Raw genomic sequence first — 25,646 nt, forward strand, 5'->3', positions numbered from 1 at the left:
CGGGTGCGGATCAGAGGGCGCCGAGCACGTCGAACACGTACACGTAGGTGCTCGCGGTGGTGGCTCCCTTGGCCGGCGGTACGACGACCATGACCTGGGAGCCGACCGGCTGGCCGATCAGAGCCGAGCGGACGGAGGCGGCGATCTGACTGGAGCCGAGGTCGACCGTGGTGGCCGCGCCGGTGTCGGTCCAGGTGGAGCCCTGCACCGTCGGGGTCGAGGCCCAGTCGACGGCGGTGTACTGCACGATCGCGGTGTCGCTCTTGGTGAGGACGTGGCCCGAGCCCTTGCGGATCAGCTGGACCTTCTCGGTGGTCGGCGCCGCGACGTCGGGGATGCTGATGCCGGGAGCACCGTTCGCCGCGGTGACGACGGCGGGCATGTTGTTGACGCCGCGCACGAGCCGGCCGTCGGCCTTGGGGAGGAACGCCTTCACGATGTCGACGACGGCGATGTACGCCGGGCCCGACTTGTCGGTCTTCTTGGCGGTGGTCGAGGTGAGCTCGCTGGCCTTGACGGCGACAGCGACGCGCGAGCCGACGGTCGAGCAGACGAGCGCGTCGGCGATGGGGCCGCCGCTGGTAGCGCCGACGGTGAGGGGAGCAGTCGGCGTGCCATAGGAGCTCGACGAGACGACGTCGCCGGTGGCGCCGCTGTAGATCGTGTACTTGATGAGCACAGGCGTGCCGTCGGTGATGACCTGGCCGTGGCCCGCGACGAGAGTCGACACCTCGGTCTGCTTCGTGTTGATCGGCGTCGGGATCGACACCGAGGTCGGCTTCTTGCCGACCGTGCCGCTGGCCGAGACGACGCTGGAGGCGTCACCCGAGGCCGGGGTGGTGCACCCGGCAGAGCCGGGAGCGGTGCTCGTGGAGCAGGCGGTCAACGTCGCCAGGAGTCCGGCCGTAACGATCAGCGCGGGGATCTTGCGCACGAGTCCTCAATTCCTTTGTACGAGCAAACGCCGACCAGCCTACTGGGTCTTGCCATGTCCCTCGGTCGCTCAGGACACCTTGCCGAGGAGGTCCACGACGAAGACCAGGGTCGAGTTCGCCGGGATCTCGCCGTTGGCCTTCGAGCCGTAGCCGTCGCCCGGCGGGACGACCAGGAGCACCTGGCTGCCGATGGTCTTGCCGGCGAGGCCGGTCACCCAGCCGTCGATCAGCTGACCCGAGGTGAGGCTGCCCACGAAGGCCTGGCCCTTGGTCCACGACGAGTCGAAGACCTTGCCGTTCTTGTAGAGCACGCCGGTGTACTGCATCATCACCTGGTCGCCCTCCTTGACCTTCGCGCCGGAGCCGGTGATGAGGTCCTGCGAGACGAGCTTGGTCGGCGCCGTGACGTCCTTCGGGATGGTGATCGTCGGGGCGCCGTTCTTGGCGAGCTTCACGGTCGGGAGGTCGGCCTGGGGAGCGACGGCTTTGCCGGTCGCCCTGGCGGGGAACGCCTTCAGGATGTCGGCGACGAACACGATGCTGTCGGTCGCGCCGACCCCGCTGCTCTCGATCCCCTGGCCGTTGGTCGATTCCTGCGCGGTCCCGGTGACGGCGATGCGGTCGCCCACGTGCGAGCAGACGAAGCCCTCGCTGAGCGCCGTCAGGCTGTCGGCCTTGCCGGCCATGAGGTAGGTGCCGGCCGACGTGTAGTCGGTCGAGAACGAGGCGATCTTCTTGCCGGTGTCGCCGTCGTACGAGGTGACCTGGAAGATCACGGGCTGCCCCGACTTCACCAGCGAGCCGTCGCCCTTGACGACGGTCGTCTTCTCGGTCTTCTTCGCGCTGAGGCCCTTGTCGAAGGTCACCTTCGGGGCGGAGCCGGTCTTGCCGGTCACCTTCACGGAGTCCGAGACACTGCCCGACGCGGTGCCTCCGGAGCAGCTCGCCTGCGGATCGCTGGTCGAGCTGCACCCGGCGAGCGAGAGCGTGAGCAGGGCGCCGATGGCACCCGCGACGGCAAGCGTCTTCGTGATGGTCTGCTTCTTCATGAGGGACTGGGTCACTAGAGGGTCTCTTCCGTCTGATCCTGCGGGAGCGTGGTGGTGATGTCGGCGCCGGCGATCGCCTTGGCGGCGTCCGACTGAGCCTGCCTGGCGGTCTTGCGAAGCTTCTTCGAGGTGGCCGAGCGCTCACCGAGTGCGCCGGGCGTCCACAGCTCGACGTCCTCCTCGCTGAAGTCCGACTTCGACGCGCGTCTCTTGAGCTGCGGGAGCACGGCGCCCGGGGCGAGCCGTCGCGCCGTCATCAGGAATCCGGTGTGCGCGATCATGCGGTGGTCGGGGCGCACGGCCAGGCCCTCCACGTGCCAGCCCCGCACGAGCGTCTCGGACGAGTCGGGCTCGGTGAAGCCGCCGTAGTGGCGGAACGCCTCCGCGGTGCGCGAGAGCTGCGTCACGGTGGCGACATAGCAGACGACCAGCCCGCCGGGCTTGAGGGCGGTGGCGACGGCGTCGACGTTCTCCCACGGGGCGAGCATGTCGAGCACGACGCGGTCGGCCTCGCCCTCCCCCACGACTCCGGGCAGCTCGTCGGCGAGGTCGCCGACGGTGACCGTCCAGTTGTCGGGCTCGGCGCCCAGGAAGGAGGTGACGTTGCCGCGCGCGACGTCGGCGAACTCGTCGCGGCGCTCGAACGAGGCGAGGCGGCCGGTCGGGCCGATGGCCCGCAGCAGCGACAGCGACAGGGCTCCTGAGCCCACGCCCGCCTCGACGACCGTCGCGCCCGGGAAGATGTCCGAGAACGTCACGATCATCGCGGCGTCCTTCGGGTAGACGATCGCGGCGCCGCGGGGCATCGACATGACGAAGTCGGCCAGAAGCGGTCGCAGCGCCAGGTACTCGTCTCCGGTCGAGGCGATCAGCACCGATCCGTCCGGCTTGCCGACCACGTCGTCATGGCGGATGATCCCGCGGTGCGTGTGGAACTCGCCCCCGGGCGTGAGCGCGATGGTGTGCATGCGGGCCTTGGGCCCCGTCAGCTGCACCTTGTCGCCCCACAGGAAGGGTCCGGACTGTCGGCGCTGTGCCTGCGGCGATTCGGCGCTCATGCGGCGGCCTCGGCCTTCTTCTTCTGGCGCAGGAACTGCGCGAGGTCGTCGAGGGTCACGCCCGCGAGCGTGCTCCGGTGCTGGAACGCCCCGTCGTGCGGGAGCGGCGCGTGGTGCTCGACGCCGAGCGTCGCCGCGCCGGCGGCCACCGCCGAGGCGACGCCCGTCGGGCTGTCCTCGATGGCGACGCAGAGGTCGATGTCGACTCCGAGCCGGCCCGCCGCGAGCAGGTAGGGCTCGGGGTGCGGCTTGGCGTTCTCGACCATGTCGCCGGCGACGACGAGGTCGAACCCCTGGAACTCGATGTTCGAGGCGATCTCCTCCGCCATGCGGCGGAACGACATGGTGACGAGCGCCGTCTTGATTCCGGCGTCGCGGATCTCGCGGAGCAGCTCGCGCGCGCCGGGACGCCACGGGAGGTGGGCGCGGATGCCGACGAGCACGTCGTCCGTCATGCGGTCGATGATCTCTTGGGCGGTGAGGTCGACGCCGTGGTCCTGGAGCACCTTCGCGGAGTGCCAGAGGCCCGAGCCGATCAGGGAGTCGCCGTCGGCGCGGGTCCACGACCCGCCGTGCTCGGCGACCAGGCGCACCTGCGACTGCTGCCAGTACGGCTCGGTGTCGACGAGGGTGCCGTCCATGTCCCAGAGGACGGCCGAGGGCAGCAGAGCGTCGGCGGAAGTCGTTTCGGTCACGACGCCCGAGTCTAGGCCAGGCGGTCGACGGCCACCCGCCGCCGCACGCGGCGAGCGGCCGGGGAGGCTATCGTTGATGGCTAGTGCGCGGCCCGGCCGGGGTGGCGCACCGCAGAGGAGTCAGGTGTCGTCAACGTCACGTTTTGCCGGGGGTCGGCTCATGGTCGTCGCTTTCGAGGGGTGGAACGACGCGGGTGAGGCGGCGAGCAACGTCGCCCGCTCCCTCGTCGAGACCCTCGAGCTGACGACTCTCGCCGAGCTCGACGGCGAGGCCTACATCGACTTCCAGTTCAACCGGCCCATGGCCGCGCGCGACGAAGACGGCAACTCCACGCTCGTGTGGCCGCGGATCCTGCTTCATGGCCCGGCATCGGCCGCCTCGCCCGTCGAAGGGGCCGACGACAGCCTCTTCGTGCTGCTCGGAGCCGAGCCCTCGCGCAGCTGGCGCAGCTTCGCCGCCGAGATAGTCGACCTCGTCGACGTTCACGACATCGCCGGCGTCGTCTTCCTCGGTGCCATGCTCGCCGACGTGCCGCACACCCGACCCATCTCGCTCTACGTCGGCAGCGAGAACCCCGACGTCCGCGCCGAGCTGCTGGTCGAGCGCTCCACCTACGAGGGCCCGGTCGGCATCCTGTCGGTGCTGTCGCAGTCGATCGAGGCCGCCGGCGTCCCCACCGTGTCGATCTGGGCGAGCGTGCCCCACTACGTGCACAACGCGCCCTCCCCGAAGGCGTCGCTCGCTATCCTCGAGAAGGTGGAGGAGATCACCGGCGTCGAGGTGCCTCGCGGCGACCTCGTCGAAGAGGCCGCGGCCTGGGAGAGCGGCATCGACGCGCTCGCCGCCGACGACGAGGACATGGCGGGCTACATCGAGCAGCTCGAGCAGGCACGCGACACCGTCGACTCCCCCGAGGCGAGCGGCGAGGCCATCGCCCAGGAGTTCGAGCGGTACCTGCGCAAGCGCGACGGCAAGTCCGGCGACGACCCCTGGCGTCCGCCGGCGGCCTAGCCGTCAGCCGAGGGCGTCGGCCCGGTGCGTGCCGGCGGCGAAGACGAACTGCTCGACGTCGCGGGGAGACCGAAGGCGCACGACCTGCAGGTGCGGGTGCTCTCGCGCGGCCCGCGTGCAGTCGCGAGCGGGATCGCGGCGCGTGCGGATGGACCAGCGGATGATGTTGTCGCGGTCGGTGAAGAACGTCGACAGCGGGCCCTCGACGTTGCCGCTCCAGAGGCGCTTCCGCGTGACCCGGCGCGTGACAGTCCGCCAGACCACACGGCGCAGCACGGTGCGGAACGGCAGGTCGAGCCAGACCAGGGTGTCGGCGCGCTCCGCGAGCAGCGGGCGCACGACGTGGTACTGCCACTCGCTCACCCAGGCAGGCTCGCTCGTGAGGCGCTCGACGTCGGCCTCGAACGTTGGCAGGGCGGTCCAGTCCGGGCCGTGATAGAGCGAGTCGATCTCGGTGTAGGGCAGCTGCAGGATCCGCGACAGCCGTCGTGCGAGCGTCGACTTTCCGGCGCCGGCCACGCCGGCGATCAGGACTCGGCGGGGCGGATGCGGCAGAGCGTCGAGCGGCCCCAGCATTCGTGCAGCCGGCGTTCCGGAGCTCACGACCGCAGGTCGATGCCGAGCAGCGCGTCGACGGCATCGACGTCGACAGAGGTCGGCACAGCGCCCGAGCGGGCGGCGGCCTCGACCGCGGCGATCGCGGACGGGGTGTCGAGGTCGTCCGACAGGGCCGCACGCAGTGCGGTCAGAAGCTCGGTGGCCTCGTCGCCGGGAACCGCCGTGGTCGCCCACTCCGACCAGTGCGTGATGCGCGCGATGGCGGCGAACACGTCGTCGTCGAACCACTCCCAGTCGCTGCGGTAGTGGTGCGACAGCAGTGCGAGGCGGATGGCGCGCGGATCGACGCCCTCGGTGACCAGCTCCGACACCTTGACCAGGTTGCCGAGCGACTTCGACATCTTCTCGCCCTGGTAGGCGACCATGCCGGTGTGCGCGTAGTGCGACGCGAACGCGTCGCCGGTGAGCGCCGTGCCGTGGCCGGCGCTCATCTCGTGGTGCGGGAAGATCAGGTCGCTGCCGCCGCCGTTGACCGAGATCGGCAGGCCCAGGTGGTCGTGAGCGATGACGGAGCACTCGATGTGCCAGCCCGGTCGACCGTCGCCCACGGCGCTCGGCCACGACGGCTCTCCGTCGCGCGCGGAACGCCAGAGCAGGGGGTCGAGCACGTTGCGCTTGCCGGGGCGGTCGGGGTCTCCCCCGCGCTCGGTGAAGTACTGGAGCATCGTGTCGGCGTCGAGGCGGCTCTCGATGCCGAGGTGCCACGAGGTGTCGGCCGTCGCTCGGTCGACGTCGAAGTAGAGGTCGTCGCCGGCCTCCGAGTCGGCGGTGTCGACTGGGTACGCGAAGCCCGTCGCCAGAAGCCGCGCGGCGGCGTCTCCGATGGCCTCGACGACGTCGGTCACGGCGATGTAGTGGTCGGGCGGGATCACGCGGAGGTGCTCCATGTCGGAGCGGAAGAGGTCGGTCTGCGAGTCGGCCAGCTCGCGCCAGTCGACGCCGGTGTCGTTCGCCCGCTCGAGCAGCGGGTCGTCGACGTCGGTGGTGTTCTGCGCGTAGGCGACCTCGATGCCGGCGTCGCGCCAGACGCGGCCGAGCGTGTCGAACGCGAGGTACGTCGACGCGTGGCCGAGGTGGGTCGCGTCGTAGGGGGTGATGCCGCAGACGTACAGGCGGCCGCCGTCGGTGGGGTGCGCGCCGCCGGTGGCGGTGTCGTAGAGGGTGGGCGGCGTTCCTGCGCCCGGAAGCCCGGGAAGCACCGGGAAGCTCCAGGAGCGCATCAGCCGATGACTCCGATGCCGAGGAGCGCGAACAGCACGACGCCGAGCACGATGCGGTAGACGACGAACGGCAGGAAGCTGCGCTTGGAGATGTAGTTCATGAAGAACGCGATGACCACGAAGCCGACGACGAACGAGACGACCGTCGCGGCCAGCGTGTCGCCCCACGAGTACGGGTTGGGCGCGTGATCGTGGAACGACTGGTAGACCTCGAACAGCCCCGAGCCGAAGACGGCCGGGATCGCCAGCAGGAACGAGAACCGGGCGGCGGCGGGCCGCGAGTACCCGAGTGCCAGACCCGCCGACGTGGTCGCTCCGGAGCGCGAGACGCCGGGAACGAGCGCGAGCACCTGGGCGATGCCGATGGCGATGCCGTGGCCCCACTTCATCTCTTCGAACCGGGCCGTCTTCTTGCCGAGGATGTCGGCGGCCGCGAGGACGAGGCCGAACACGATCAGCACCGTCGCGAGGAGCCAGAGCGAGCGGAACTCGTTCGCGATGAACTTCTGCGTCAGCACGCCGACGACGACGATCGGGAAGGTGCCGATGATCACGAGCCAGCCCATGCGGACGTCGGGGTCGCCGCGGTCGACCCGGCCGAACAACGACCGGAACCACTTGCCGACGATCCGCGTGACGTCCTTCCAGAAGTAGATGAGGACGGCGAGCTCGGTGCCGAGCTGGATGATCGCGGTGAAGGCGGCGCCCGGGTCGAACTCCTTGCCGGCGGCGTGTGGGAAGAAGAGCGCGACGAGGCGGATGTGACCGCTCGACGAGATCGGGAGGAACTCGGTGAGGCCCTGGACGAGGCCGAGCAGGAGCGCCTGAAGGAAGTGTTCCACGTGCTGGGAAAGCCTCTCGGTACAAGGGGAGGATCAGTAGGTGGCGAGGAGGTCGCGGAGCACCCGACTGCCAAAGGTTAGCGCCTCGAGCGGCACCCTCTCGTCGACGCCGTGGAACATCGCCGGGAAGTCCATCTCTTCCGGGAGGCGCAGCGGTGCGAAGCCGTAGCCCTTGATGCCGAGCAGGCTGAGCGCCTTGTTGTCGGTGCCTCCCGAGAGGAGGTAGGGCAGCACGGGCGCACCCGGGTCGTGCTTGTCGAGGGTCGATTTGATCGACTCGACGAGCGGCCCGCCGAACTCGGTCTCGAGGCCGATGTCGGTGTGGATCGTCTCGATCTCGATGTCGTCGCCGATCAGCTCGCGCACCTGGGCGAGCACCTTCTGCTCGTCACCCGGCATGCAGCGGATGTCGACGAGCGCCTCGGCGGTGTCGGGGATCACGTTGTGCTTGTAGCCGGCCTGCAGCACGGTCGGGTTCGTCGTGACGCGCAGGCTTCCCTTGATGAAGCCGGACGCCGTGCCGGTCTTCAGCACCAGCTCGTCGGGGGCGATCTGCTCGGGGTCGACGCCCAGGATGCGCGAGACCTCGCGGAGCAGGCCCGTCGTCGTGTCGGTCAGCTCGACCGGCCACTCCTGGCGGCCGAGAACCGTCACGGCCTCGGCGAGGCGGGTGACGGCGTTGTCTCTGATCATCTGCGACCCGTGGCCGGCCGTGCCGCGCGCGATGAGCTTGATCCAGATCAGGGCCTTCTCGCCGGTCTGAAGCAGGTAGGCGCGCTTGCCGTCGATGAACGTCGAGTACCCCCCGACCTCGCTGATCGCCTCGCCCATGCCGTCGAACAGCTCGGGGTGGTTCTTCACCAGGAAGTGCGACCCGAGCACTCCCCCGGCCTCCTCGTCGGCCAGGAAGCCGAGCACGAGGTTGCGCTCCGGCTGCTGGCCCGAGCGCAGCAGGTCGCCGACGCTGGTGAGCATCATCGCGTCCATGTTCTTCATGTCGACGGCGCCGCGCCCCCAGAGCATGCCGTCTCTCACCTCGCCGCCGAACGGGTCGACAGACCAGTTCGCAGGATCCGCGGGCACCACGTCGAGGTGACCGTGCACGACGAGCCCCGGCTTCGTCTGGTCACGCCCCGGCACCTTCGCCAGCACGCTGTGGCGGCCGGGCTCCGACTCGAACATCAGCGGGGTGAGGCCGAGCTCCTCGAGCTTGGCGGCGACGTACTCGGCCGCGTCGGTCTCGCCGTTGGAGCGGCCGCCGCCGTAGTTGGTGGTGTCGAAGCGGATGAGGTCGCGCGCGATGGCGGCGGTCTCGTCGAGGTCGGTCTGCTCGTGCGAGGTCATGCGTCCACGGTACCGGGCGGAGGGTGTCAGGCCGGCCCTCGAACTCGTGCTAATGTCTTCGAGGCGGTTAGGCCGCAGCAGTGAGACACACACTCGTCCGGGTGGCGGAAATGGCAGACGCGCTAGCTTGAGGTGCTAGTGCCCGTATAGGGCGTGGGGGTTCAAGTCCCCCCTCGGACACGAACGAATAGAAGGCCTCTGCCCCGAAGGGCAGGGGCCTTTTTCGTTCGTCGTGCCTGCTTGTCGCGCTTCGCGCGACGTCGCTCCGCTGGGGCCCTCCGGGCGGGCCTTCGGGGGTGGGTGTCGCCGGGCGTCGCTGCGCTCCGCCCGAGCTTCTGGGCCGCGGGTCGGCGGGCACTCGGGAGGGGGAGAGCCGCGAGTAGGGTCGGTCGTGAACGACACCCGTCTCGAAAGGCTTCTCATGGAATACGTCCGTCTCGGCTCCTCCGGACTGCAGGTCTCCGCGGTCACCCTCGGCATGATGAGCTACGGCGACCCGGCTCGCGGCGGGCACGAGTGGAGCCTGCCCGAGGAGGAGAGCCGCCCCTTCATCCAGCAGGCGCTCGAAGCCGGCATCACGACCTTCGACACCGCCAACGTCTACAGCGACGGCTCGAGCGAGGAGATCACGGGCCGCGCGCTCGCCGACTTCGCCGCTCGCGACGAGGTCGTCATCGCGACCAAGCTGAACGGCCGCATGCGCAAGGGCCCGAACGGCGCCGGCCTCTCGCGCCTCGCCGTCATGACCGAGGTCGACAACTCTCTGCGCCGCCTCGGCACCGACTACATCGACCTCTACCAGATCCACCGCTTCGACCCCGAGACGCCGGTCGAGGAGACCATGGAGGCGCTCCACGACGTCGTCAAGGCGGGCAAGGTCCGCTATCTCGGCGCGTCGTCGATGTGGGCGTGGCAGTTCGCGCAGATGCAGTACACCGCCGACCTCGGCGGCTGGACGCGTTTCGTCTCGATGCAGGACCAGTACAACCTGATCCAGCGCGAGGAGGAGCGCGAGATGCACCCGTTCTGCCTCGATCAGGGCGTGGGCGTGCTGCCCTGGAGCCCGCTCGCGCGCGGCAGGCTGACGCGCGACTGGGACGCCACGACGGCCCGCAGCGAGACCGACCTCTTCGGCCAGACCCTCTACCGCCAGCGCGAGGACGGCGATCGGGCCATCGCCGACGCCGTCGCCGCGGTCGCCGAGGCGCGGGGGATCTCGCGGGCGCAGGTCGCCCTCGCCTGGGTGCGCCAGCAGGACGCCGTGTCGTCGCCGATCTTCGGCGCCACGAAGCCCGAGCACCTCGCCGACGCGGTCGCCTCCGTCGACGTGTGGCTGACCGACGACGAGCTCGACCAGCTCGAGGCCCCCTACGTCACGCGCGACCCGGAGGGCTTCTAGGCGAGGGGTGCCATCGCAGCCACGCGAGGAGCATGATGGGGCCACGGTGAGCGGCGACGGCGCCCTCCCCCGACGAACGGAATCATGATGAGCGACGAACGACACGACGATCAGGCCGCCGAGGAGCGCGAGGCGGCCGCGGAGGCCCCGCTGAACGGCGGTTCGCACTCCGAGGCGGGCTCGTACACGTCGACCAAGGAAGGCGGCGTCGACTACGACGGCGCGTTCACCGACAGCGACATCCCGGCCGAGGGCGTGAAGCCCGGCGAGACCGAGGTCGACAAGGCCGGCTTCGAGGGAAGCTACACCGAGAGCGACGGCGTCGAGTAGACCGGATCGGTCGAGCGCGGACGGAAGGCGGGCACCCCGAGTTCCTGCGGGGTGATTTTCGGTCGCGCGTGGCGAACGACTGCCCGACCGGGAGTAGCGTCGGTGTCATGACAACACGAATCGTTATTCTGGGTGGTGGTTCGGCGGGTCTCCAGACCGCTCTGACTCTGCAGAAGAAACGCCCCCCGCAGAGCGCGAGCATCACGGTCATCGACCCGAGCCCGTACATGACCTACCAGCCGTTCCTCCCGGAGGTCGTCGGCGGGCACATCGACCCGAGAGACGTGACGGTTCCGCTGCGAAAGACGCTGCGCCGCTCCAAGTTCATCCAGGGCGCCATGTCGGCGATCGACACCGACGCGAAGTCGGTCACCGTCGATCTCGCCGACGGTCGCACGACCGAGGTCGGCTACGACCACCTCGTCGTCGCGATGGGCGCCGTGACCCGCACCTTCCCGACCCCCGGCCTCGCCGAGAACGCCGTCGGCTTCAAGAGCGTCGAAGAGGCGTCGTACGTGCGCGCCCGGGTGCTCGGCAACATCGAGAAGGCGGCGGCTTCGACCGACCCCGCCGAGCGCGCCAAGTTGCTCACCGTCGTCTTCGTCGGCGGCGGCTACACCGGCGTCGAGGCGATGGGCGAGCTGCTCGACACCGCCAACGCGGCCGTCGACGGCTATCCCGTGCTCTCGCGCCACGAGCTGCGCTTCGTTCTGGTCGAGGCTCTCGACCGCGTCGCCCCCGAGGTCGGCCCCGAGCTGTCGAAATGGACCCTCGGCGCTCTCCGCGCCCGCGGCATCGACATCCGCCTCCAGACGACCATGCCGTCGTGCGAGAACGGCGACTGCGTGCTGAGCGACGGCGAGACCGTCCCCGCCGGCACGATCGTCTGGACCGCCGGCGTCAAGCCGAACCCCGTCCTCGACAAGACCAGCCTGCCGCGCGGCCCGAAGGGCCACGTGAACGCGAACGCGAAGCTCGAGGTCGTGACGGACGACGGCAAGCGCATCGACGGCGTCTGGGCGCTGGGCGACAACGCGCAGGTCCCCGACCTGACGGCCGCCAAGCAGCCGGCCTACTACCCGCCGAACGCGCAGAACGCCGTCCGGCAGGCAGTCACGGTCGCTGACAACATCCTGGCGTCGATGGCCGGCGAGCCTCTCGCCGAGTACCGACACGAGTCGGTCGGCACGGTCGCCAGCTACGGCATCGGCAAGGGCGCGGCCCTGATCCAGGGCGTGCACCTCAAGAACCTGCTCGCGTGGCTCGCCCACCGCGGCTATCACCTGCTGGCCATGCCCACCCTCACCCGCAAGTGGCGCATCCTCACCGGGTGGGTGACCGAGATCGTCGGCGGCCGCGACGAGACGACCCTCGAGAACCTGGACGACCCGCGTGCGAACTTCGTCGCGCTTGCCGCTCCGGCGTCGAAGGGCGCCAAGAAGTAGCGCAGACCCACCCTGAGAGCGAGGCCTTCCGAGGCCTCGCTTTCGTGCGTTAACCTGCGAGCAGGGTTGCCGGCGGGTGAATGCGGCGTAAACGACCTCGGAGGCAGAGTTCACCCGTTTGAGCCTGGGCAGCACTTCCGGGGTACAAACGATGCGGTCATTCGGGGGGACCATGATTCGGGGTCTCCGCGAGCCGAACGACAACTGTTGTCGATTGTGCAGCCTTCCATCGGTAGGCGAATGCGGTCGATCCCCATGTATCCGGGCGACTCGCCGTCGCCTCCTTGCGAGCGGATAGACTATCCGATTGTCTCGAAGGACCACGTCTGCCTACCCGAACGACGCATTTCGGCTGCATCACCCGTTCGAGGGCCGGGATCACCCGTTGTCATCCCCCCGCCCGGGGGGCGCATGGTCCCCCGAAATGGGGGCATGTGGCCCCCGAGGTGAATGGCCTAGTTTCGATTCATACCCGCTGAAAGGCGGAGGGAGGAAACGGCCGGAAACCAGCCGCTCCCCGTCACCCGAACAACCCGAATGCACCACGCGCTTTACCCGAAGCGTCACCCGATCACCCGCAGCACCCGACACCTTCCCGATCGTCGACTCGCACCGAGCCTCGAGACCCGCCGTACCCGACGGCCCTCAGAGGATCAGAACCGCAGGTCGACACCCGGACGCACGACCGAATCCCGATCTTCCGGTCGTTCGTCCGACCCGGCTCCGACTCGTTCCCGAATAGCGGACTGGAGCCTTTGCGCCGCCTACCCGAACCCCCCCCTGGATCCATGCTTACCCTGCTCATTCTGCGTACGCTTCCGCGTACCCGCTTCCGCCCCGAATCGGAAGCGGCATCGTGACCGGCATCGGCCGCGACCTCGGAGAGAAATCCCGACTCGCGTTCCCCTCGCCGGTGAAATCCGCGGCCGCAGCCTGGTCGGATCTGGGCGAGCGGGTGGGCGGCGCATCCATCGGAACCGGCTGGGCCGTGCGCTACCGTCGCCGGCTGGTCGCCTTCGACGCCATCGTCATCGCGCTCAGCGTGGTCGTCGCCTCGTTCGTCGAGGCCCTCCGCGAGGGGTTCGGCGAGACGCTGGCCTCGCTGTCGACGACCGACACCAGGACTCTCCTCATCACGATCGGCTACCCGGTCGGCATCGGGCTCCTCTGGGCACTGTGCCTGTCCTTCCAGCGCACCCGCGACCTCTCCGTCGTCGGCACCGGCGCGGACGAGTACAAGCGCGTGCTCAACGCGACGATCCTCACCTTCGTCATCATCGCCCTGATCATCTCGATCACCGGCCACGAGTCGATGCGCTCCTACTTCTTCGTCGCCCTCCCCGGCGGCTCGCTCGGCCTCATCGCCTCCCGCTTCCTCCTGCGCCGCTGGCTGATCCGCCAGCGCACCCTCGGCAACTACCTGTCGCGCGCCATCGTCGTCGGCAGCCGCGCCGACGTCACGTACGTCATCGACCGCATCGACGAGAAGCCGGGCGCCCTCTACGACGTCGTCGGCGCCGTAGTCGAAGACGGCGACGACAGCGGCAGCATCGCCGTCGGATCCCATGTCGTGCCGATCGTGGCCGGCCTGGACGACGTGTCCCGCGCCGTCTGGCGCATGAACGTCGAGAGCGTGATCGTCGCCGGCGACCCGCGCCACGGCACCGACTACGTCCGCGATCTCGGCTGGAGCCTCGAAGGCCGCGCGACCGAGCTCGTCATCGCCTCGCGCCTCGCCAACATCGCGGGCCCCCGCATCCACTTCCGCCCGGTCGAGGGACTCCCGCTCATGCACGTCGAGCTGCCGCAGTTCGACGGCCCGAAGCACGTGATGAAGCGCGCCACCGACGTGACCCTCGCGGGTCTCGCCCTGCTCGTGCTCCTGCCCCTGATGGCCGTCGTCGCCGGCTTCATCCGCCTGGGCGACGGTGGGCCGGTGTTCTTCCGGCAGGAGCGCGTCGGGCGCGACGGCGAGCGGTTCACGATGCTCAAGTTCCGCACGATGACCGTCGACGCCGAGGACCGCCTGGCCGAGATCGCGAGCCTGTCCGAGGGCAACGGCGTGCTGTTCAAGATGCGCGTCGACCCGCGGGTCACCCGCGTCGGCCGCGTGCTGCGCAAGTACTCGCTCGACGAGATCCCGCAGCTGATCAACATCCTCGGCGGCTCGATGAGCCTCGTGGGGCCGCGTCCGCCGCTGCCCCTCGAGGTCGACGGCTACGCCGAGCACGTCCACCGCCGTCTCTACATCAAGCCCGGCCTGACCGGCATGTGGCAGGTGGGCGGCCGCTCCGACCTCAGCTGGGAGGAGAGCGTCCGTCTCGACCTCTACTACGTCGAGAACTGGTCGCTGACCGTCGACTTCGTGCTCATGTGGCGCACCGTGAAAGTGATCCTCCGCCCTGAGGGGGCCTACTGATGACCGATATCGAGCAGGAACTCGCAGGCCTCGACGCCCCCGGCGTCCGTCGCGGCGCCCGCCGCGGCCGCATCCTCGTCGTCCACTCGTCCGACGAGATGTACGGGTCCGACCGCATCGTCCTCGAGGTCGTCGCCGAGCTCGTCGCGTCCGACTCCAACGACGTCACCGTCTGGCTGCCGACCGACGTCGAGCCCGGGCCCCTCGGCCCGATGCTCCGCGACCTCGGGGCTCGGGTGGAACGCCACCCGCTGCCGATCCTCCGTCGTCTGAAGATCACTCCCGGCGGATTCCTCCGTCTCGCCAGGGACGCCGTCCGAACGCTCGCCCGTCTCTCGGGCCGTCGTTTCGACCTCGTCTACCTGGCCACCAGCGCTTGCCTGCCCGTCGCTCCCCTTGCTCGCCTCACCGGCGTCCGCAAGGTCGTCGGGCACCTCCAAGAACCATGGGGACCGAAGGACCGGGTAGGTCTTCGTCCCCTGGCAGGCGCGTGCACGGCACTTGTGGCCGTCTCGCGCTCTGTCCTCGGCGCGTCGGGTCTCGCCGAGGACCCGCGGGCGGTGGTGGTGCACAACGGTGTACCCCATCGTTCGCGCGAACTTCCCGCGGCTCCGCCGGAGCACCGCAGGCCGCACTACGTGATCGCCAGCCGCTGGAACCCGCACAAGGGCCACGGCACGCTGCTGCGCGCATGGGAGAAGGCCGGCTGCCCGGGTGAGCTCGTCGTGCTCGGCGCAGTTCCTGCCGTCGGAATCGGCGTGGATGTGAAGGCCCTCGTGGCCCAGCACGTGTCGCGCCCCGAGACCGTCGTCGTCGTCGGCGAGGTCGCCGATGCGACGCCGTACCTGCAGGCCGCCGACGCCGTCGTCCTGCCCACCGACACGCTCGAGGGCTTCGGCCTCGTGACGGTCGAGGCGTTCAGCGAGGGCCGCGCCGTCATCGCCAGCCGCTCCGGTGGGCCCGAGGAGGTCATCGACGACGGAGTGACCGGCTGGCTGTTCGACTGCACGGACGTCGACGCCCTGGCCGAGCTGTTCTCGACGCTCGACGTCGCGACGCTCCGCGCTGCCGGGCAGCGTGCTCAGGAGGTCTACGCCGCCGAGTACACGCCGGAGCGCATGCGCGCCCGGATCGCAGCCGTCGTCGACGGCGAGCTGCACCGCGTCGCCCGCGGCACCGCACCCCTGGCGGTGGCCTCGTGACCACCGCGCTGAACCGCGAGACCTACGGCGAGTCGCTCGCCCGCCTCGCAAGCGCCCAGAAGGGCTCCAGCGGCGCCCCGGCGTACTCGCGCTTCGTCAACCGCCGCATCGGACGATTCCTCGCCGCCGCCGCGTACCAGCTGCGCATGACGCCGAACCAGGTGACGATGGTGAGCGCGCTGTTCACGTTCGCGGGCATCGCCGTCATCGCGTTCGTGCCGACGTCGATCGCCTCGGCCGTGTCGGTCATGCTGCTGCTCGTCATCGGCTACGCGCTCGATTCGGCCGACGGCCAGCTGGCGCGCCTGCGCGGCGGCGGAAGCCCCGCCGGCGAATGGCTCGACCACGTGATCGACGCCACCAAGATCGGCGTGCTCCACCTGGCCGTGTTCGCGAGCTTCCTGCGCGAGCCCTCGGGCCGGTCCGGCGTGCTCTGGGTGCCGCTCGCGTACTCGGCCGTCGCGTCGGTCGCGTTCTTCGCGATCATCCTCACCGACATGCTCCGTCGCGCCCAGCACATCCGCACGGGCGTCCCGACCCGCGGCTCGCGGAACACGTCGACGCTGTACTCGCTCGCCGTCGTCCCGACCGACTACGGCCTGATGTGCCTCTCGTTCGTCCTCCTCGCCTGGCCGCTCGGCTTCACGATCGTCTACGTCGCGTTCTTCGCCGCCAACACGCTCTACCTGCTCCTCGCGCTGCCCAAGTGGTTCCGCGAGCTCAAGGGCCTCGGCTCTCTGCCCGACCGGGAGGTCTCATGAACATCCGCGCTGGATTCTTCGACCTGACCGCTCAGCTCCGTCGCGCCTGGATCGCTGTCGCCGGCATGGCGGTCGTGGGCCTCGTGGCGGGCGTCGCCGTCGAGCAGACCATCGCCGGAAACGTTCCCGGCGGCATTCCGAAGGTCGCCTCTCTCGGCGTGCTCCTCGGTCTCACCCTGATCGGGTTCGCCCTCGGACTCGCGGTCGGCTTCGTGCTGGTCCGCCTCCAGCCCCGTGTCACGACGGCCGACGACGTCCGTCGTGTCACGGGCCTTCCCGTCCTCGCGCAGCTGCCCGCTGGCGTCATCGACGCCGACGACCTCGAGGTCCGCGCGGCGTCGCGGCGCATGCGCTCCGCCCTGCGGGAGGCCGTCATGAACACCCGGTCGCTGGCCGGCGGCGAGCTCCCGGCGCGCCTCGTCCTGGCTCGCACCGAAGACGCCGACGAGTCGGCCGGAGTCGACGGCGGACTCGCCCGCGCCCTGGTCGAGAGCGGATTCGTGTCGGCGGTCGTCCGCACCGATCTCGAGACGCAGCTGCTCGCTCGTCCCTCCACCGTCGACGATTCGGCCCTCGAGGACCCGGCCCGTGCCGACGCCTCCGGCTACCAGCGCGTCTCGGTGCCCGATCGCGTCGCCTCGGCTCGCCCCGAGCGTCGCCTCGTCGAGGCCGAGAGCTTCTTCACGACCCTGAGCGAGCGCTACGACGCCGTCGTGGCCCTGGCCGGCAGCAACACGATGCCGGTGCCGCTGCGGGGTCTCGCCCCCGTCGCCGATGCCGTCGTGGTCGTCGTCCGCTCCAACCGCACCACCGTCGAAGACCTCCTCGCGCTCCATGGCGAGCTGCTCGGCCTCGGCGTCGAGCCCCTCGGCGTGCTCATGACCGGAGTCGCCGGCCGCCACCGCTCGGCGCTCCGCCGCGAGTGGGTGCCGTCGGACTTCCGCCTGGGCCGACCCGCGCAGCCGTCGCCCGAGCCGATCTCGGTCGTGGCGCCGTTCGCCGCCTTCGGGGCTGTCTCCGGAGCCGTCTCCGCGGCTGCGGACTCGGCCGACGACTTCCTGCCGTCGCGCTCCGGCTTCTCGATCGCCGACCTCGCCGCGCGTGCCGAAGAGGCCGCGCAGACCTCCACCCCGTCCGGAAGGGACTCCCAGTGACCGACGCACCCCGGGTCGGCTACGCAGCCGGCGCCTACGACCTCTTCCACATCGGGCACCTGAACCTGCTGCGCCACGCCAAGTCGCAGTGCGACGTCCTGATCGCCGGCGTCGTCGCCGACGAGATGCTCGAGCTCACGAAGGGCATCTCGCCGATGGTGCCGCTCGCCGAGCGCCTCGAGATCGTCAGCCACATCGACTTCGTCGACCACGCCTACGCCGAGACCGTCCCCGACAAGATGGACGTCTGGCGCGAACTGCAGTTCGACGTCTTCTTCAAGGGCGACGACTGGCGCGGCACCGAGAAGGGCCTGAAGCTCGAGCGCGAGTTCGCCGAGGTGGGCGTCGAGGTCGTCTACTTCCCGTACACGATGTCGACGTCGTCGACGATCCTGCGGCGGGCCGTGTCGGCCCTCGACGAGGATTCGGCGGCGGTGCGCTAGTTCCTGCGCCCGGGGGCTGTGAGTAGTCGCTCCCGGCCTGTGGAGAGCGCCGGCAGGAACTGCTGCGCGTGCCCCACCATCGTCGGATGAACACGACGACATCGCACTCCGCCCTGCCCGCCCTGCCCGCCGCCGTCTGCGCGTGCGAGGCCTCCCCGCCCCACTACCTCGACTCGCAGCAGAGCCTCGCCACCCGCGACGCGCTCGACGTGCGGGTGAGGCAGCTGATCCCCTGCGCGCTCGTGGCGCAGATCTGGCTGCTGCTGTTCGACGCCGACGACGTGCAGATGCCGCTGATGATGCCCATCGGCGAGCTGCCCCACCGGCCCGAGCACGGCTTCCACGGAGCGCTGGCGCTGCTGCACGAGGAGTACGGCGCGGCGTCGTTCGTGTTCGTGCACGAGCGGCCCGGGCCCGGCGTGCTGTCCGTCGACGACGCGGCGTGGCTGCGGGCGCTGCTCGAGGTGCCCGCCGACGCCGGGTACCGGGTGCGGGCGGCGTACGTGGCGCACGACGAGGGGGTCGGCGGATTCGTCGACCGCGGCGCCGTCGGGGTGGGGCGGGCCGTGCCGGCCGTGCGGCCGGGGTGCGGGGCGTGTCGCAAGTAGGCGTGCTGGCGAGGACGTCTGACGTGGACGTCCTTGTGGCTCATCCACGATGCGGGGGTTCTCCTCGTGGGGCCTGCACGGCGCGGCCGTTCTCCTCGTGAACGTGCCGCCTGTCCTTGCGAGCGTGCACGCCTCCGCATCGTGCCGTAGGGCGGGGCGAGTAAAATCGCCTCATGCTCGATGAGACCGGCCCCGACACCTGGCTGGTCCGCGCGCGCGACGATGCTCAGCCCGAAGCGCTCGTCGAGTCCTTCGCGCGGGGCTACAAGCTGACGAGCTGGTCGCTCGTCGAAGACGAGCGGGTCGCGCTCGGCGTCTACACGTCGGCCGTGCACGCCGAGACCGCGTGGTGGCGCCACCGCGACGGCCTCGACGACTGACGCCGGCGCACTCGGCACGGCCCGTCGGTCGCGGGGCGACTGCGCGTTCGCAAGGACGCCTGGTGCGCCCACAAGGAGTTCGGCGGTGAGGCGCAAGCCCCACAAGGAAGAGTCGCGTCGGGTGCCACCGCCACAAGGACGTCTACCGCAGGAGTCCTTGCGAGCGACGCGGGGCGCGCGCCCGGCGGCGGCGCTAGCGCCGGTTGCCGATGCGGCCGCGCAGCACGTCGATGCGGCGCTGGATCTGGTCGGTGCTGGCCTGCGCGACGGCGGGCCCGCCCGAGATGCGGCGGAGCTCGGCGTGGATGGCGCCGTGGGGCTCGTTGGAGTGGCGCGACCAGATCGAGACCAGGCGGCTCAGCTCCTGCCGCTGCTCCTTGATCGTCATGTAGAGAGGCCGAGCCTCTTCGACGGCCTGGGTTGGCAGGCCCGTCTTGGGCTGCTTCTTCGAGCGGCCGGCCTGCGTCACCTGGCGCTGGCGCAGGAGCTCGCGGACCTCGTCGGGCTCGAGCAGACCAGGCAGGCCGAGGAAGTCGAGCTCCTCGAGGCTGCCGACCTCGCTCGACTGGCCGAACTCGCCGCCGTCGTAGAGCACGCGGTCGAAGTTCGCCTGTGCGTCGAGGGCCTCGAACGGCTGCTGCTCGAGGAGGCTCGACGCCTTCTCCTCGCGGTTGGCCTCGGCGACCATGGCGTCTTCTTCGGAGGTGAAGATGCCGTCGTCGGAGTCGGTCGGGCGGTCGAGGGCGTGGTCGCGCTCGAGCTCGAGCGACCCGGCGAGGGCCATGAGGGACGGCACGCTCGGGAGGAAGATCGAGGCGGTCTCGCCGCGACGGCGGGCGCGGACGAAGCGGCCCACGGCCTGCGCGAAGAAGAGCGGCGTCGAGGCCGACGTGGCGTAGACGCCGACGGCGAGGCGCGGGACGTCGACGCCCTCGGACACCATCCGGACGGCCACCATCCAGCGCGACTCGCCGACGGAGAATGCGGCGATGCGGTCACTGGAGGCCTTCTCGTCCGAGAGCACGACGGTGGGGCGCTCCCCTGTCAGCTTCGTGAGGATCGATGCGTAGGCACGAGCGGCGGTCGTATCGGTCGCGATGACGAGGCCGCCGGCGTCGGCCACACCGCGCCTCACCTCGGTGAGCCTCTTGTCGGCCGCGCTCAGCACCGCGGCGATCCAGTCGCCCTGCGGCGACAGGGCGGTGCGCCAGGCCTGAGCGGTGATGTCCTTCGTCACGGCCTCGCCGAGGGTGGCGCTCATCTCGTCGCCCATGCGCGTGCGCCAGCGCATCGCACCGGCGTACGCCATGAACAGGACGGGGCGGACCACGCCGTCGGCGAGGGCGCGCCCATAGCCGTACGAGTAGTCGGACTGCGACGTGCGGATGCCGTGCTCGTCGGGCGCGTACTGCACGAACGGGATCGGCGCCGTGTCGGAGCGGAAGGGGGTGCCGGTGAGCGACAGGCGGCGGGTGGCCTTGCCGTACGCCTCGCGGATCCCGTCGCCCCAGGTCAGGGCGTCGCCGCCGTGGTGCACCTCGTCGAGGATCACGAGCGTGCGGCCGGCCTCGGTGATCGCCCTGTGCACCTCGGGCTTCATGCCGACCTGCGCGTAGGTGACTGCGACGCCGTGATAGTGCCTGCCGAAGGTGCCGTCGGCGTTCTTGAACATCGGATCGAGACGGAGGTTGACGCGGTCGGCGGCGTCGGCCCACTGGCGCTTGAGGTGCTCGGTCGGTGCGACCACGACGACCCGGTCGATGTCACCGCGCGAGAGCAGCTCGGTCGCGAGGCGGAGGGCGAAAGTGGTCTTGCCGGCGCCGGGTGTCGCAGCAGCGAGGAAGTCGCGGGGCTCGGCGGCGAAGTACTTCTCGAGGGCCTCGGCCTGCCAGGCGCGGAGCTTGCCGGCGGTGCCCCACGCCGCGCGCTCCGGGAAGGCGGGCGAGAGGTGCTCGGCGGCGCTGTTGCCGGCCACCACGCCGATGTCGAGCGCGGGCTCCACTTCGAGGGAGGGTTCGGCCGACCCACGGCCTTCGGGCCTGTCGGGGTCGAACGATTCGGCGATAGTCACTGCCACTGATTTTACTCGGCCCGAGGGCGCTGCTCGGACGCCGACGGCGCGTCAGGCTCGATCTCGACGCCGACGCGCGGCACCGGGCCGCCGCGCGAGATGCGGCGGGTCGAGTCGCCGAGCAGGCTGGCCGAGGTGATGCTCCCGGCGCCGAAGCGGGCCCGGAGGGCGTCCATGGTGGTCTCGGAGGCGCGCCAGTCGGCGTCGTCGTCCCACAGCCCGATCGACCCGGAGCCCGCGCCGCCGAAGCCGAGCTGCTCGACGCGCACGCCGATGAGACGGATCGGCGTGGCCTTGCGGCTGCCGGATGCGCTGTGGTCGGTCGCCTCGTAGATGCCCCAGGCCTCCTCGAAGATGCGTCGCCCGAGGTCGGTGGGCTCGGCGAGCGTCTTCGACCGGGTGATGGTCTCGAAATCGCCGAAGCGGAGCTTCAGCACGATCGTGCGGCCGGTGGCCCCGGCCGCCCGCAGTCGGCGGCCGACCTGATCGCTGAGCCGGAACACCTCACGCCGCAGCCGGTCGGTGTCGTCGACGTCGTTCTCGAACGTGACCTCGTGGCCGGCGCTCTTCTCCTCCGACGCCGTCGTGACGCGTCGCGGATCGCGCCCCCACGACAGGTCGTGGATCTTCTGGCCGCCGGCGACCCCGATCGCGCGCCGCAGCGTGTCGAGCGGCGCCTGCGCGACGTCGCCGATCGTGTTCAGGCCGTAGGTGCGCAGGGTCTCTTCGGTCTTGCCGCCGACACCCCAGAGCGCGCCGATCGGGCGCGGATGCAGGAACTCGAGGGTCTCACCGTGCGGCACGATCAGGAGCCCGTCGGGTTTCGCCACGCCCGACGCGAGCTTGGCGACGAACTTCGTCGAGGCGGCCCCGATACTGCAGTGGAGACCCGTCTCGGCGTGCACTCGTCGCCGCAGCTCCGTGGCGATGCGGAACGGCGAGCCCATCAGCCGGAGCGACCCGCCGATGTCGAGGAAGGCCTCGTCGATGCCGAGGCGCTCGACCAGGGGCGTGACGTCGTCGAACATCGACATGACCTGCGCCGAGAAGTGGCGGTACCTCTCGAAGTGCGGCTCGAGCACGACGGCCTGAGGGCACCGCCGCAGGGCGATGGCCATCGGCAGGGCCGAGTTGACGCCGAACTTGCGGGCCTCGTAGGTGGCGGCGGTGACGACCGAGCGCATCGAGCGATGACCGACGATGACCGGCTGCCCGCGCAGCTCGGGATGCTCGAGCAGCTCGACGGACGCGAAGAAGGCGTCCATGTCGACGTGCAGGATCGTGGCCGTGGCGTCGTCGGTCGGCTGCGCCGTCACCTGGCGGCCGCTGCCGTCCTGCTTGCTCACTCGCTGCCCTTCCGAGAGACCTCTCCGGACCCTCCAGAGAATGGTGTCACGACCCTCCGACACTCGGCGGTGTCCGACGATCGCCGCTCTCCGAGCCCTCGTGAAGGCGCCGACGGCGGCCTACGGTAGACGCGTGACGTATCCGCCGATCGAGCCGTTCGCGCACGGGCACCTGGCGATGGACGACGGGGCCGAGCTCTACTGGGAGGCGTCGGGCAACCGGGAGGGAGTTCCTGCGCTGTGGCTCCACGGCGGGCCCGGCGGCTCGCTCGGCCGGGGCGGCTACCGGCGGCACTTCGATCCGGAACGCTACCTCGTCGTGGGGATCGACCAGCGCGGGAGCGGGCGGAGCCGCCCGTGGGCGACGGAGGACCCCGAGTTCCTGCGCGCCATCACCACCGAGCGGATGATCGCCGACATCGAGGCGGTCCGGGAGGAGCTCGGATTCGACAGCTGGGTGGTCTCGGGCGTGTCGTGGGGCACGACGCTCGCTCTGGCGTATGCGCTGGCCCACCCGGCCGCCGTGCGCGCCCTGGCGCTCGTGGCGGTGACGACGACGAGCCGCGACGAGGTCGACTGGATCACCGAGGGCGTGGGGCGGGTGTTCCCGGAGGCGTGGGACGACTTCGAGGCGGCCTCCGAGCGACGGCCCGGCGAGCGGCTGGTCGACGCGTACGCGCGGCGCCTGCGCGACGGCGACCCGGCCGATCGGGAGCGCGCGGCGTCGGCCTGGGACGCCTGGGAGAGCGTGCACGTGTCGCTCGACCGCCCGGAGCTGCGCGGTGCGGGTCACGTGGATCCTGCGCAGAGGCTGGTCTTCTCGGCGCTGGTGACGCACTTCTGGTCGAACGACGGCTTCCTGCCGGGGTCGGCGGCGATCCTGGGGCGCGTCGGGGAGCTAGCCGGGATCCCGGCGGCGCTGGTCCACGGGCGGCGAGACATCAGCGGTCCGGCGTCGACGGCCTGGCGGCTGCACCGGGCGTGGGCGGGGAGCGCGCTCACGATCGTGGAGGACGAGGCGCACGGCGGGGAGCGCGAGATGGCGGCGCTGGCCGCGGCGCTCGACGGGTTCGCGGGGCGTCGGCGCGCTAGGCCCGCCGTATCGGCAGGCTCCCTCCGTTCGGGCGGCGGGTTCGTGCCGATCCGGCGGGCGTGAGCGCATTCGGCGCTGGACCCCGCGGAACGGCGCCGACCCCTTGGAGCGGCGCAGGAGTGCGTCCGCGGCGGCGGGTCTAGCGCTCGTCCGCGGCCTCGGCGTCTGGCCCGCCGCCCGTCGGCCCGCCGCCGCCCGTCGGCCCGCCGCCGCCCGTCGGCCCGCCGCCCGCAGGCCCGCCCACCGGCCCCAGCCACCGGCTCGCCACCGTCGCGTGAGCGGAGTCGGTCGACGACGGGTGGAACCGTCCGGCCAGCACGTCGCGGTACAGCCGCCCGAGCTCCGTGTCGGCGCGGTACGACGAGCCGCCCGCCACGGTCACGGCCCGGTCGACGACGCGGGTCGCGGTCTCGGTGGCCCGGACCTTGAGGCCGACGAGACGCGGAAACCAGTCGGGGCCGTTGTCGACGAGGTCGTCGAGTTCCTGCGCGATGGTGTCGACCTGGGGCTCGAGACCGTCGAGGTCGATGGCGGCGTCGGCGATGCGCCAGCGCACGACCGGGTCGGCGGCGGTCGACTCGCCGGTGCGGCGGGACGTCCGCGCGGTGGCGGCCTCGACGGCGAGGTCGAGCGCGCGGCGGGCGATCCCCCGGTACACGGCGGCGACGAGGGTCTCGAAGGCGGCGAAGATGCCGAAGACGAGCGGGTCGGCCGAGGGCCCGACGGGCAGCACGCGCACGATCCGGGATGCGGGGACGTGCGCCCCCGTCAGGCGGGTGGTGTGGCTCTGGGTGGCGCGCATGCCGACGGTGTCCCAGTCGCCGAGCGACTCGTGGCCGCCGTCGTCGCGGCGCAGGAAGCCGTGGGCGATCTCGTCGGACGGCGTGCGTCCGAAGACGCCGAGGCGGGTCCACACGGGTGAGAGCGACGTGAAGATCTTCGTGCCGGTGTACCGATAGCCACCCGCGCCGTCGGGCGCCGCCTCGGTGACGGAGTCGAACAGCACGAGGTCGTTGCCCGGCTCGCTGACGCCGAACGCGAAGACCTCCCCCGCGGCCGCGTCGTCGAGCACGAGCCGCAGTGAGTCGTCGCCGCGCGCTGCGAGCAGCGACGCCGTGACGGTCCAGACGAGGTGCATGTTGACGGCCAGCGCCGTCGCCGGGGCCGCCGTCGCCAGGCGTGACTGCAGCGCTGCGATCTGCCGCATGCCGAGCCCGAGCCCGCCCTGCGCCACCGGCACGGCCGCCCTGAGGTAGCCGAGCGCCACGAGCTCGTCGAAGTCCTCCTGCGGAAACGCGTTGGCCGCGTCGTACCCGGCTGCCCGCGCGCGGAACCTCTCGAGCAGGTCGGCCGAGAGCAGGGGCGCAGGAACTTCCGTGGTCACCATTCCTCAAAGGTACGTTTGTTCCATGACACAAGCCCACCCGTGGTCCCGCTACGTCGCGATCGGCGACTCGTTCACCGAGGGCATCGGCGACCCCGATCCGACGTCGACCGGCGGCAATCGCGGCTGGGCCGACCGGGTGGCCGAGGTGCTCGCCTCGACGACCGACGGCTTCGCCTACGCCAACCTCGCGATCCGCGGCCGGCTCCTGCAGCAGATCATCGACGAGCAGGCGCAGGCCGCCCTCGACCTCCGCCCCGACCTGATCAGCGTGTCGGCGGGCGGCAACGACATCATCCGCCCCGGCACCGACCCTGACGAGGTCGCCGGCCGTCTGGAGGGACTCGTCGAGACGCTGTCGTCGCAGGGCGCCACCGTGGTGCTGTTCACCGGGCCCGACATCGGCGCGACGCCGGTGCTCGGCCGGATCCGGGGCAAGGTCGCGATCTACAACGAGAACGTGCAGGCCATCGCGCTGCGGCACGACGCGGTCGTCGCGAACATGTGGGCGATGCGCGACCTCGCCGACAGCCGCATGTGGGCGCCCGACCGTCTGCACTTCTCGCCGCTCGGCCACCACACGATCGCCCGCATGGTGCTGGCCGCGCTCGCCGTCGACAACGACCTCCTCGCGTCCGAGCTGCCCGCCGCCGAGCTCCGCCAGTGGCGGGAGGCGCGCCGCGAGGACATCGGCTGGGCGCGCGAGTACCTCGTGCCGTGGGTGCTGCGGCGGGTGCGCCACCAGTCGTCGGGCGACGGCCTGGGGCCGAAGCGGCCGGAGCCGATGTCGGTTCCGCCCTACGGCGCCGGGACGGAGTCGTAGCCGCTCAGCGGCAGA

24 protein-coding genes and 1 tRNA gene are annotated in these 25,646 nt (G+C 70.9%); 14 read left to right on the forward strand and 11 right to left on the reverse strand.

The genetic code is table 11. From position 1 onward, the window contains the following. Positions 1 to 10: 10 nt before the first annotated feature. From EDF46_RS01340 to EDF46_RS01355, 4 genes are all read right to left on the reverse strand, one after another. Positions 11 to 934 carry an FKBP-type peptidyl-prolyl cis-trans isomerase gene (locus tag EDF46_RS01340; protein ID WP_123504481.1) on the reverse strand — a complete coding sequence of 308 codons (924 nt, stop codon included), beginning with the start codon at positions 932 to 934 and terminating at the stop codon, positions 11 to 13. Between the two features lie 69 nt (positions 935 to 1,003). Next, entirely contained in the window at positions 1,004 to 1,999 is a 996-nt protein-coding gene (locus tag EDF46_RS01345; protein WP_123504482.1) for an FKBP-type peptidyl-prolyl cis-trans isomerase, read from the reverse strand. Beyond that, on the reverse strand, positions 1,999 to 3,042 hold the full coding sequence (locus tag EDF46_RS01350; RefSeq protein WP_123504483.1) for a tRNA (adenine-N1)-methyltransferase: 1,044 nt from the start codon (positions 3,040 to 3,042) through the stop codon (positions 1,999 to 2,001). The genes EDF46_RS01345 and EDF46_RS01350 overlap by 1 nt, the downstream gene beginning before the upstream one ends. Beyond that, a complete protein-coding gene (locus tag EDF46_RS01355; protein WP_255410929.1) occupies positions 3,039 to 3,737 on the reverse strand; it encodes an HAD family phosphatase in 699 nt (232 codons plus the stop codon). The genes EDF46_RS01350 and EDF46_RS01355 overlap by 4 nt, the downstream gene beginning before the upstream one ends. A gap of 160 nt (positions 3,738 to 3,897) precedes the next feature. Here EDF46_RS01355 and EDF46_RS01360 point away from each other — a divergent pair, with 160 nt between their 5' ends. Beyond that, entirely contained in the window at positions 3,898 to 4,749 is an 852-nt protein-coding gene (locus EDF46_RS01360; protein WP_233579749.1) for a proteasome assembly chaperone family protein, read from the forward strand. 3 nt (positions 4,750 to 4,752) lie between these two features. On the opposite strand, the gene EDF46_RS01365 is transcribed toward EDF46_RS01360, so the two are convergent. Genes EDF46_RS01365 through EDF46_RS01380 form a run of 4 tightly spaced genes read right to left on the reverse strand, consistent with a single transcriptional unit; the run spans position 4,753 to position 8,773 of the window. Beyond that, positions 4,753 to 5,325 carry an AAA family ATPase gene (locus tag EDF46_RS01365; RefSeq protein ID WP_123504485.1) on the reverse strand — a complete coding sequence of 191 codons (573 nt, stop codon included), beginning with the start codon at positions 5,323 to 5,325 and terminating at the stop codon, positions 4,753 to 4,755. A gap of 23 nt (positions 5,326 to 5,348) precedes the next feature. Then, positions 5,349 to 6,587: a cysteine--1-D-myo-inosityl 2-amino-2-deoxy-alpha-D-glucopyranoside ligase gene (gene mshC, locus EDF46_RS01370; protein WP_123504486.1), complete on the reverse strand. Its 1,239-nt coding sequence runs from the start codon at positions 6,585 to 6,587 to the stop codon at positions 5,349 to 5,351. Continuing rightward, positions 6,587 to 7,429, reverse strand: a complete 843-nt coding sequence (locus tag EDF46_RS01375; protein ID WP_123504487.1) for an undecaprenyl-diphosphate phosphatase — start codon at positions 7,427 to 7,429, stop codon at positions 6,587 to 6,589. The genes mshC and EDF46_RS01375 overlap by 1 nt, the downstream gene beginning before the upstream one ends. Before the next feature lie 33 nt (positions 7,430 to 7,462). Beyond that, a complete protein-coding gene (locus EDF46_RS01380; RefSeq protein WP_123504488.1) occupies positions 7,463 to 8,773 on the reverse strand; it encodes a M20/M25/M40 family metallo-hydrolase in 1,311 nt (436 codons plus the stop codon). Positions 8,774 to 8,868: 95 nt separating this feature from the next. On the opposite strand from EDF46_RS01380, the gene EDF46_RS01385 reads away from it, so the two are divergent. From EDF46_RS01385 to EDF46_RS01435, 11 genes are all read left to right on the forward strand, one after another. Further along, positions 8,869 to 8,953: transfer RNA gene (locus tag EDF46_RS01385), tRNA-Leu, on the forward strand. Positions 8,954 to 9,194: 241 nt separating this feature from the next. After that, positions 9,195 to 10,172 (forward strand): aldo/keto reductase, encoded by a 978-nt coding sequence (locus EDF46_RS01390; RefSeq protein WP_123504489.1) that lies wholly within the window; start codon positions 9,195 to 9,197, stop codon positions 10,170 to 10,172. Positions 10,173 to 10,259: 87 nt separating this feature from the next. Beyond that, the gene (locus EDF46_RS01395) at positions 10,260 to 10,502 is read left to right on the forward strand and encodes a hypothetical protein (RefSeq protein WP_148061114.1); all 243 of its coding nucleotides are present in this window, start codon (positions 10,260 to 10,262) and stop codon (positions 10,500 to 10,502) included. A 107-nt stretch (positions 10,503 to 10,609) separates the two neighbouring features. Continuing rightward, on the forward strand, positions 10,610 to 11,947 hold the full coding sequence (locus EDF46_RS01400; RefSeq protein ID WP_123504491.1) for an NAD(P)/FAD-dependent oxidoreductase: 1,338 nt from the start codon (positions 10,610 to 10,612) through the stop codon (positions 11,945 to 11,947). 856 nt (positions 11,948 to 12,803) lie between these two features. Continuing rightward, the gene (locus tag EDF46_RS01405; protein ID WP_158614128.1) at positions 12,804 to 14,366 is read left to right on the forward strand and encodes a sugar transferase; all 1,563 of its coding nucleotides are present in this window, start codon (positions 12,804 to 12,806) and stop codon (positions 14,364 to 14,366) included. Further along, the gene (locus tag EDF46_RS01410; protein ID WP_123504493.1) at positions 14,366 to 15,568 is read left to right on the forward strand and encodes a glycosyltransferase family 4 protein; all 1,203 of its coding nucleotides are present in this window, start codon (positions 14,366 to 14,368) and stop codon (positions 15,566 to 15,568) included. The genes EDF46_RS01405 and EDF46_RS01410 overlap by 1 nt, the downstream gene beginning before the upstream one ends. Then, positions 15,565 to 16,329, forward strand: a complete 765-nt coding sequence (locus tag EDF46_RS01415; RefSeq protein WP_199738171.1) for a CDP-alcohol phosphatidyltransferase family protein — start codon at positions 15,565 to 15,567, stop codon at positions 16,327 to 16,329. The genes EDF46_RS01410 and EDF46_RS01415 overlap by 4 nt, the downstream gene beginning before the upstream one ends. Further along, on the forward strand, positions 16,326 to 17,483 hold the full coding sequence (locus EDF46_RS01420; protein ID WP_123504494.1) for a hypothetical protein: 1,158 nt from the start codon (positions 16,326 to 16,328) through the stop codon (positions 17,481 to 17,483). Before EDF46_RS01415 ends, EDF46_RS01420 begins: the two co-directional genes overlap by 4 nt. Further along, complete coding sequence (locus tag EDF46_RS01425) at positions 17,480 to 17,926, forward strand: adenylyltransferase/cytidyltransferase family protein (protein ID WP_123504495.1); 447 nt, start codon at positions 17,480 to 17,482, stop codon at positions 17,924 to 17,926. The genes EDF46_RS01420 and EDF46_RS01425 overlap by 4 nt, the downstream gene beginning before the upstream one ends. A gap of 86 nt (positions 17,927 to 18,012) precedes the next feature. Next, entirely contained in the window at positions 18,013 to 18,534 is a 522-nt protein-coding gene (locus tag EDF46_RS01430; RefSeq protein ID WP_123504496.1) for a hypothetical protein, read from the forward strand. 173 nt (positions 18,535 to 18,707) lie between these two features. Continuing rightward, complete coding sequence (locus EDF46_RS01435; RefSeq protein WP_123504497.1) at positions 18,708 to 18,914, forward strand: hypothetical protein; 207 nt, start codon at positions 18,708 to 18,710, stop codon at positions 18,912 to 18,914. A 193-nt stretch (positions 18,915 to 19,107) separates the two neighbouring features. Here EDF46_RS01435 and EDF46_RS01440 read toward each other — a convergent pair whose 3' ends face one another. Continuing rightward, a complete protein-coding gene (locus tag EDF46_RS01440; RefSeq protein WP_123505148.1) occupies positions 19,108 to 20,892 on the reverse strand; it encodes a DEAD/DEAH box helicase in 1,785 nt (594 codons plus the stop codon). A 104-nt stretch (positions 20,893 to 20,996) separates the two neighbouring features. Next, positions 20,997 to 22,331, reverse strand: coding sequence for a DNA polymerase IV (dinB, locus tag EDF46_RS01445; RefSeq protein ID WP_123504498.1), 1,335 nt, complete (start codon positions 22,329 to 22,331; stop codon positions 20,997 to 20,999). Positions 22,332 to 22,464: 133 nt separating this feature from the next. Here dinB and EDF46_RS01450 point away from each other — a divergent pair, with 133 nt between their 5' ends. Beyond that, a complete protein-coding gene (locus tag EDF46_RS01450; protein ID WP_233579750.1) occupies positions 22,465 to 23,487 on the forward strand; it encodes an alpha/beta fold hydrolase in 1,023 nt (340 codons plus the stop codon). 76 nt (positions 23,488 to 23,563) lie between these two features. On the opposite strand, the gene EDF46_RS01455 is transcribed toward EDF46_RS01450, so the two are convergent. Then, positions 23,564 to 24,811: an acyl-CoA dehydrogenase family protein gene (locus EDF46_RS01455; protein WP_123504499.1), complete on the reverse strand. Its 1,248-nt coding sequence runs from the start codon at positions 24,809 to 24,811 to the stop codon at positions 23,564 to 23,566. Between the two features lie 22 nt (positions 24,812 to 24,833). Here EDF46_RS01455 and EDF46_RS01460 point away from each other — a divergent pair, with 22 nt between their 5' ends. Continuing rightward, positions 24,834 to 25,631, forward strand: a complete 798-nt coding sequence (locus EDF46_RS01460; protein WP_123504500.1) for an SGNH/GDSL hydrolase family protein — start codon at positions 24,834 to 24,836, stop codon at positions 25,629 to 25,631. The last annotated feature ends 15 nt before the right edge of the window (positions 25,632 to 25,646 follow it).

It is taken from the genome of Frondihabitans sp. PhB188 (assembly GCF_003752365.1).
Classification (GTDB): Bacteria; Actinomycetota; Actinomycetes; order Actinomycetales; family Microbacteriaceae; genus Frondihabitans.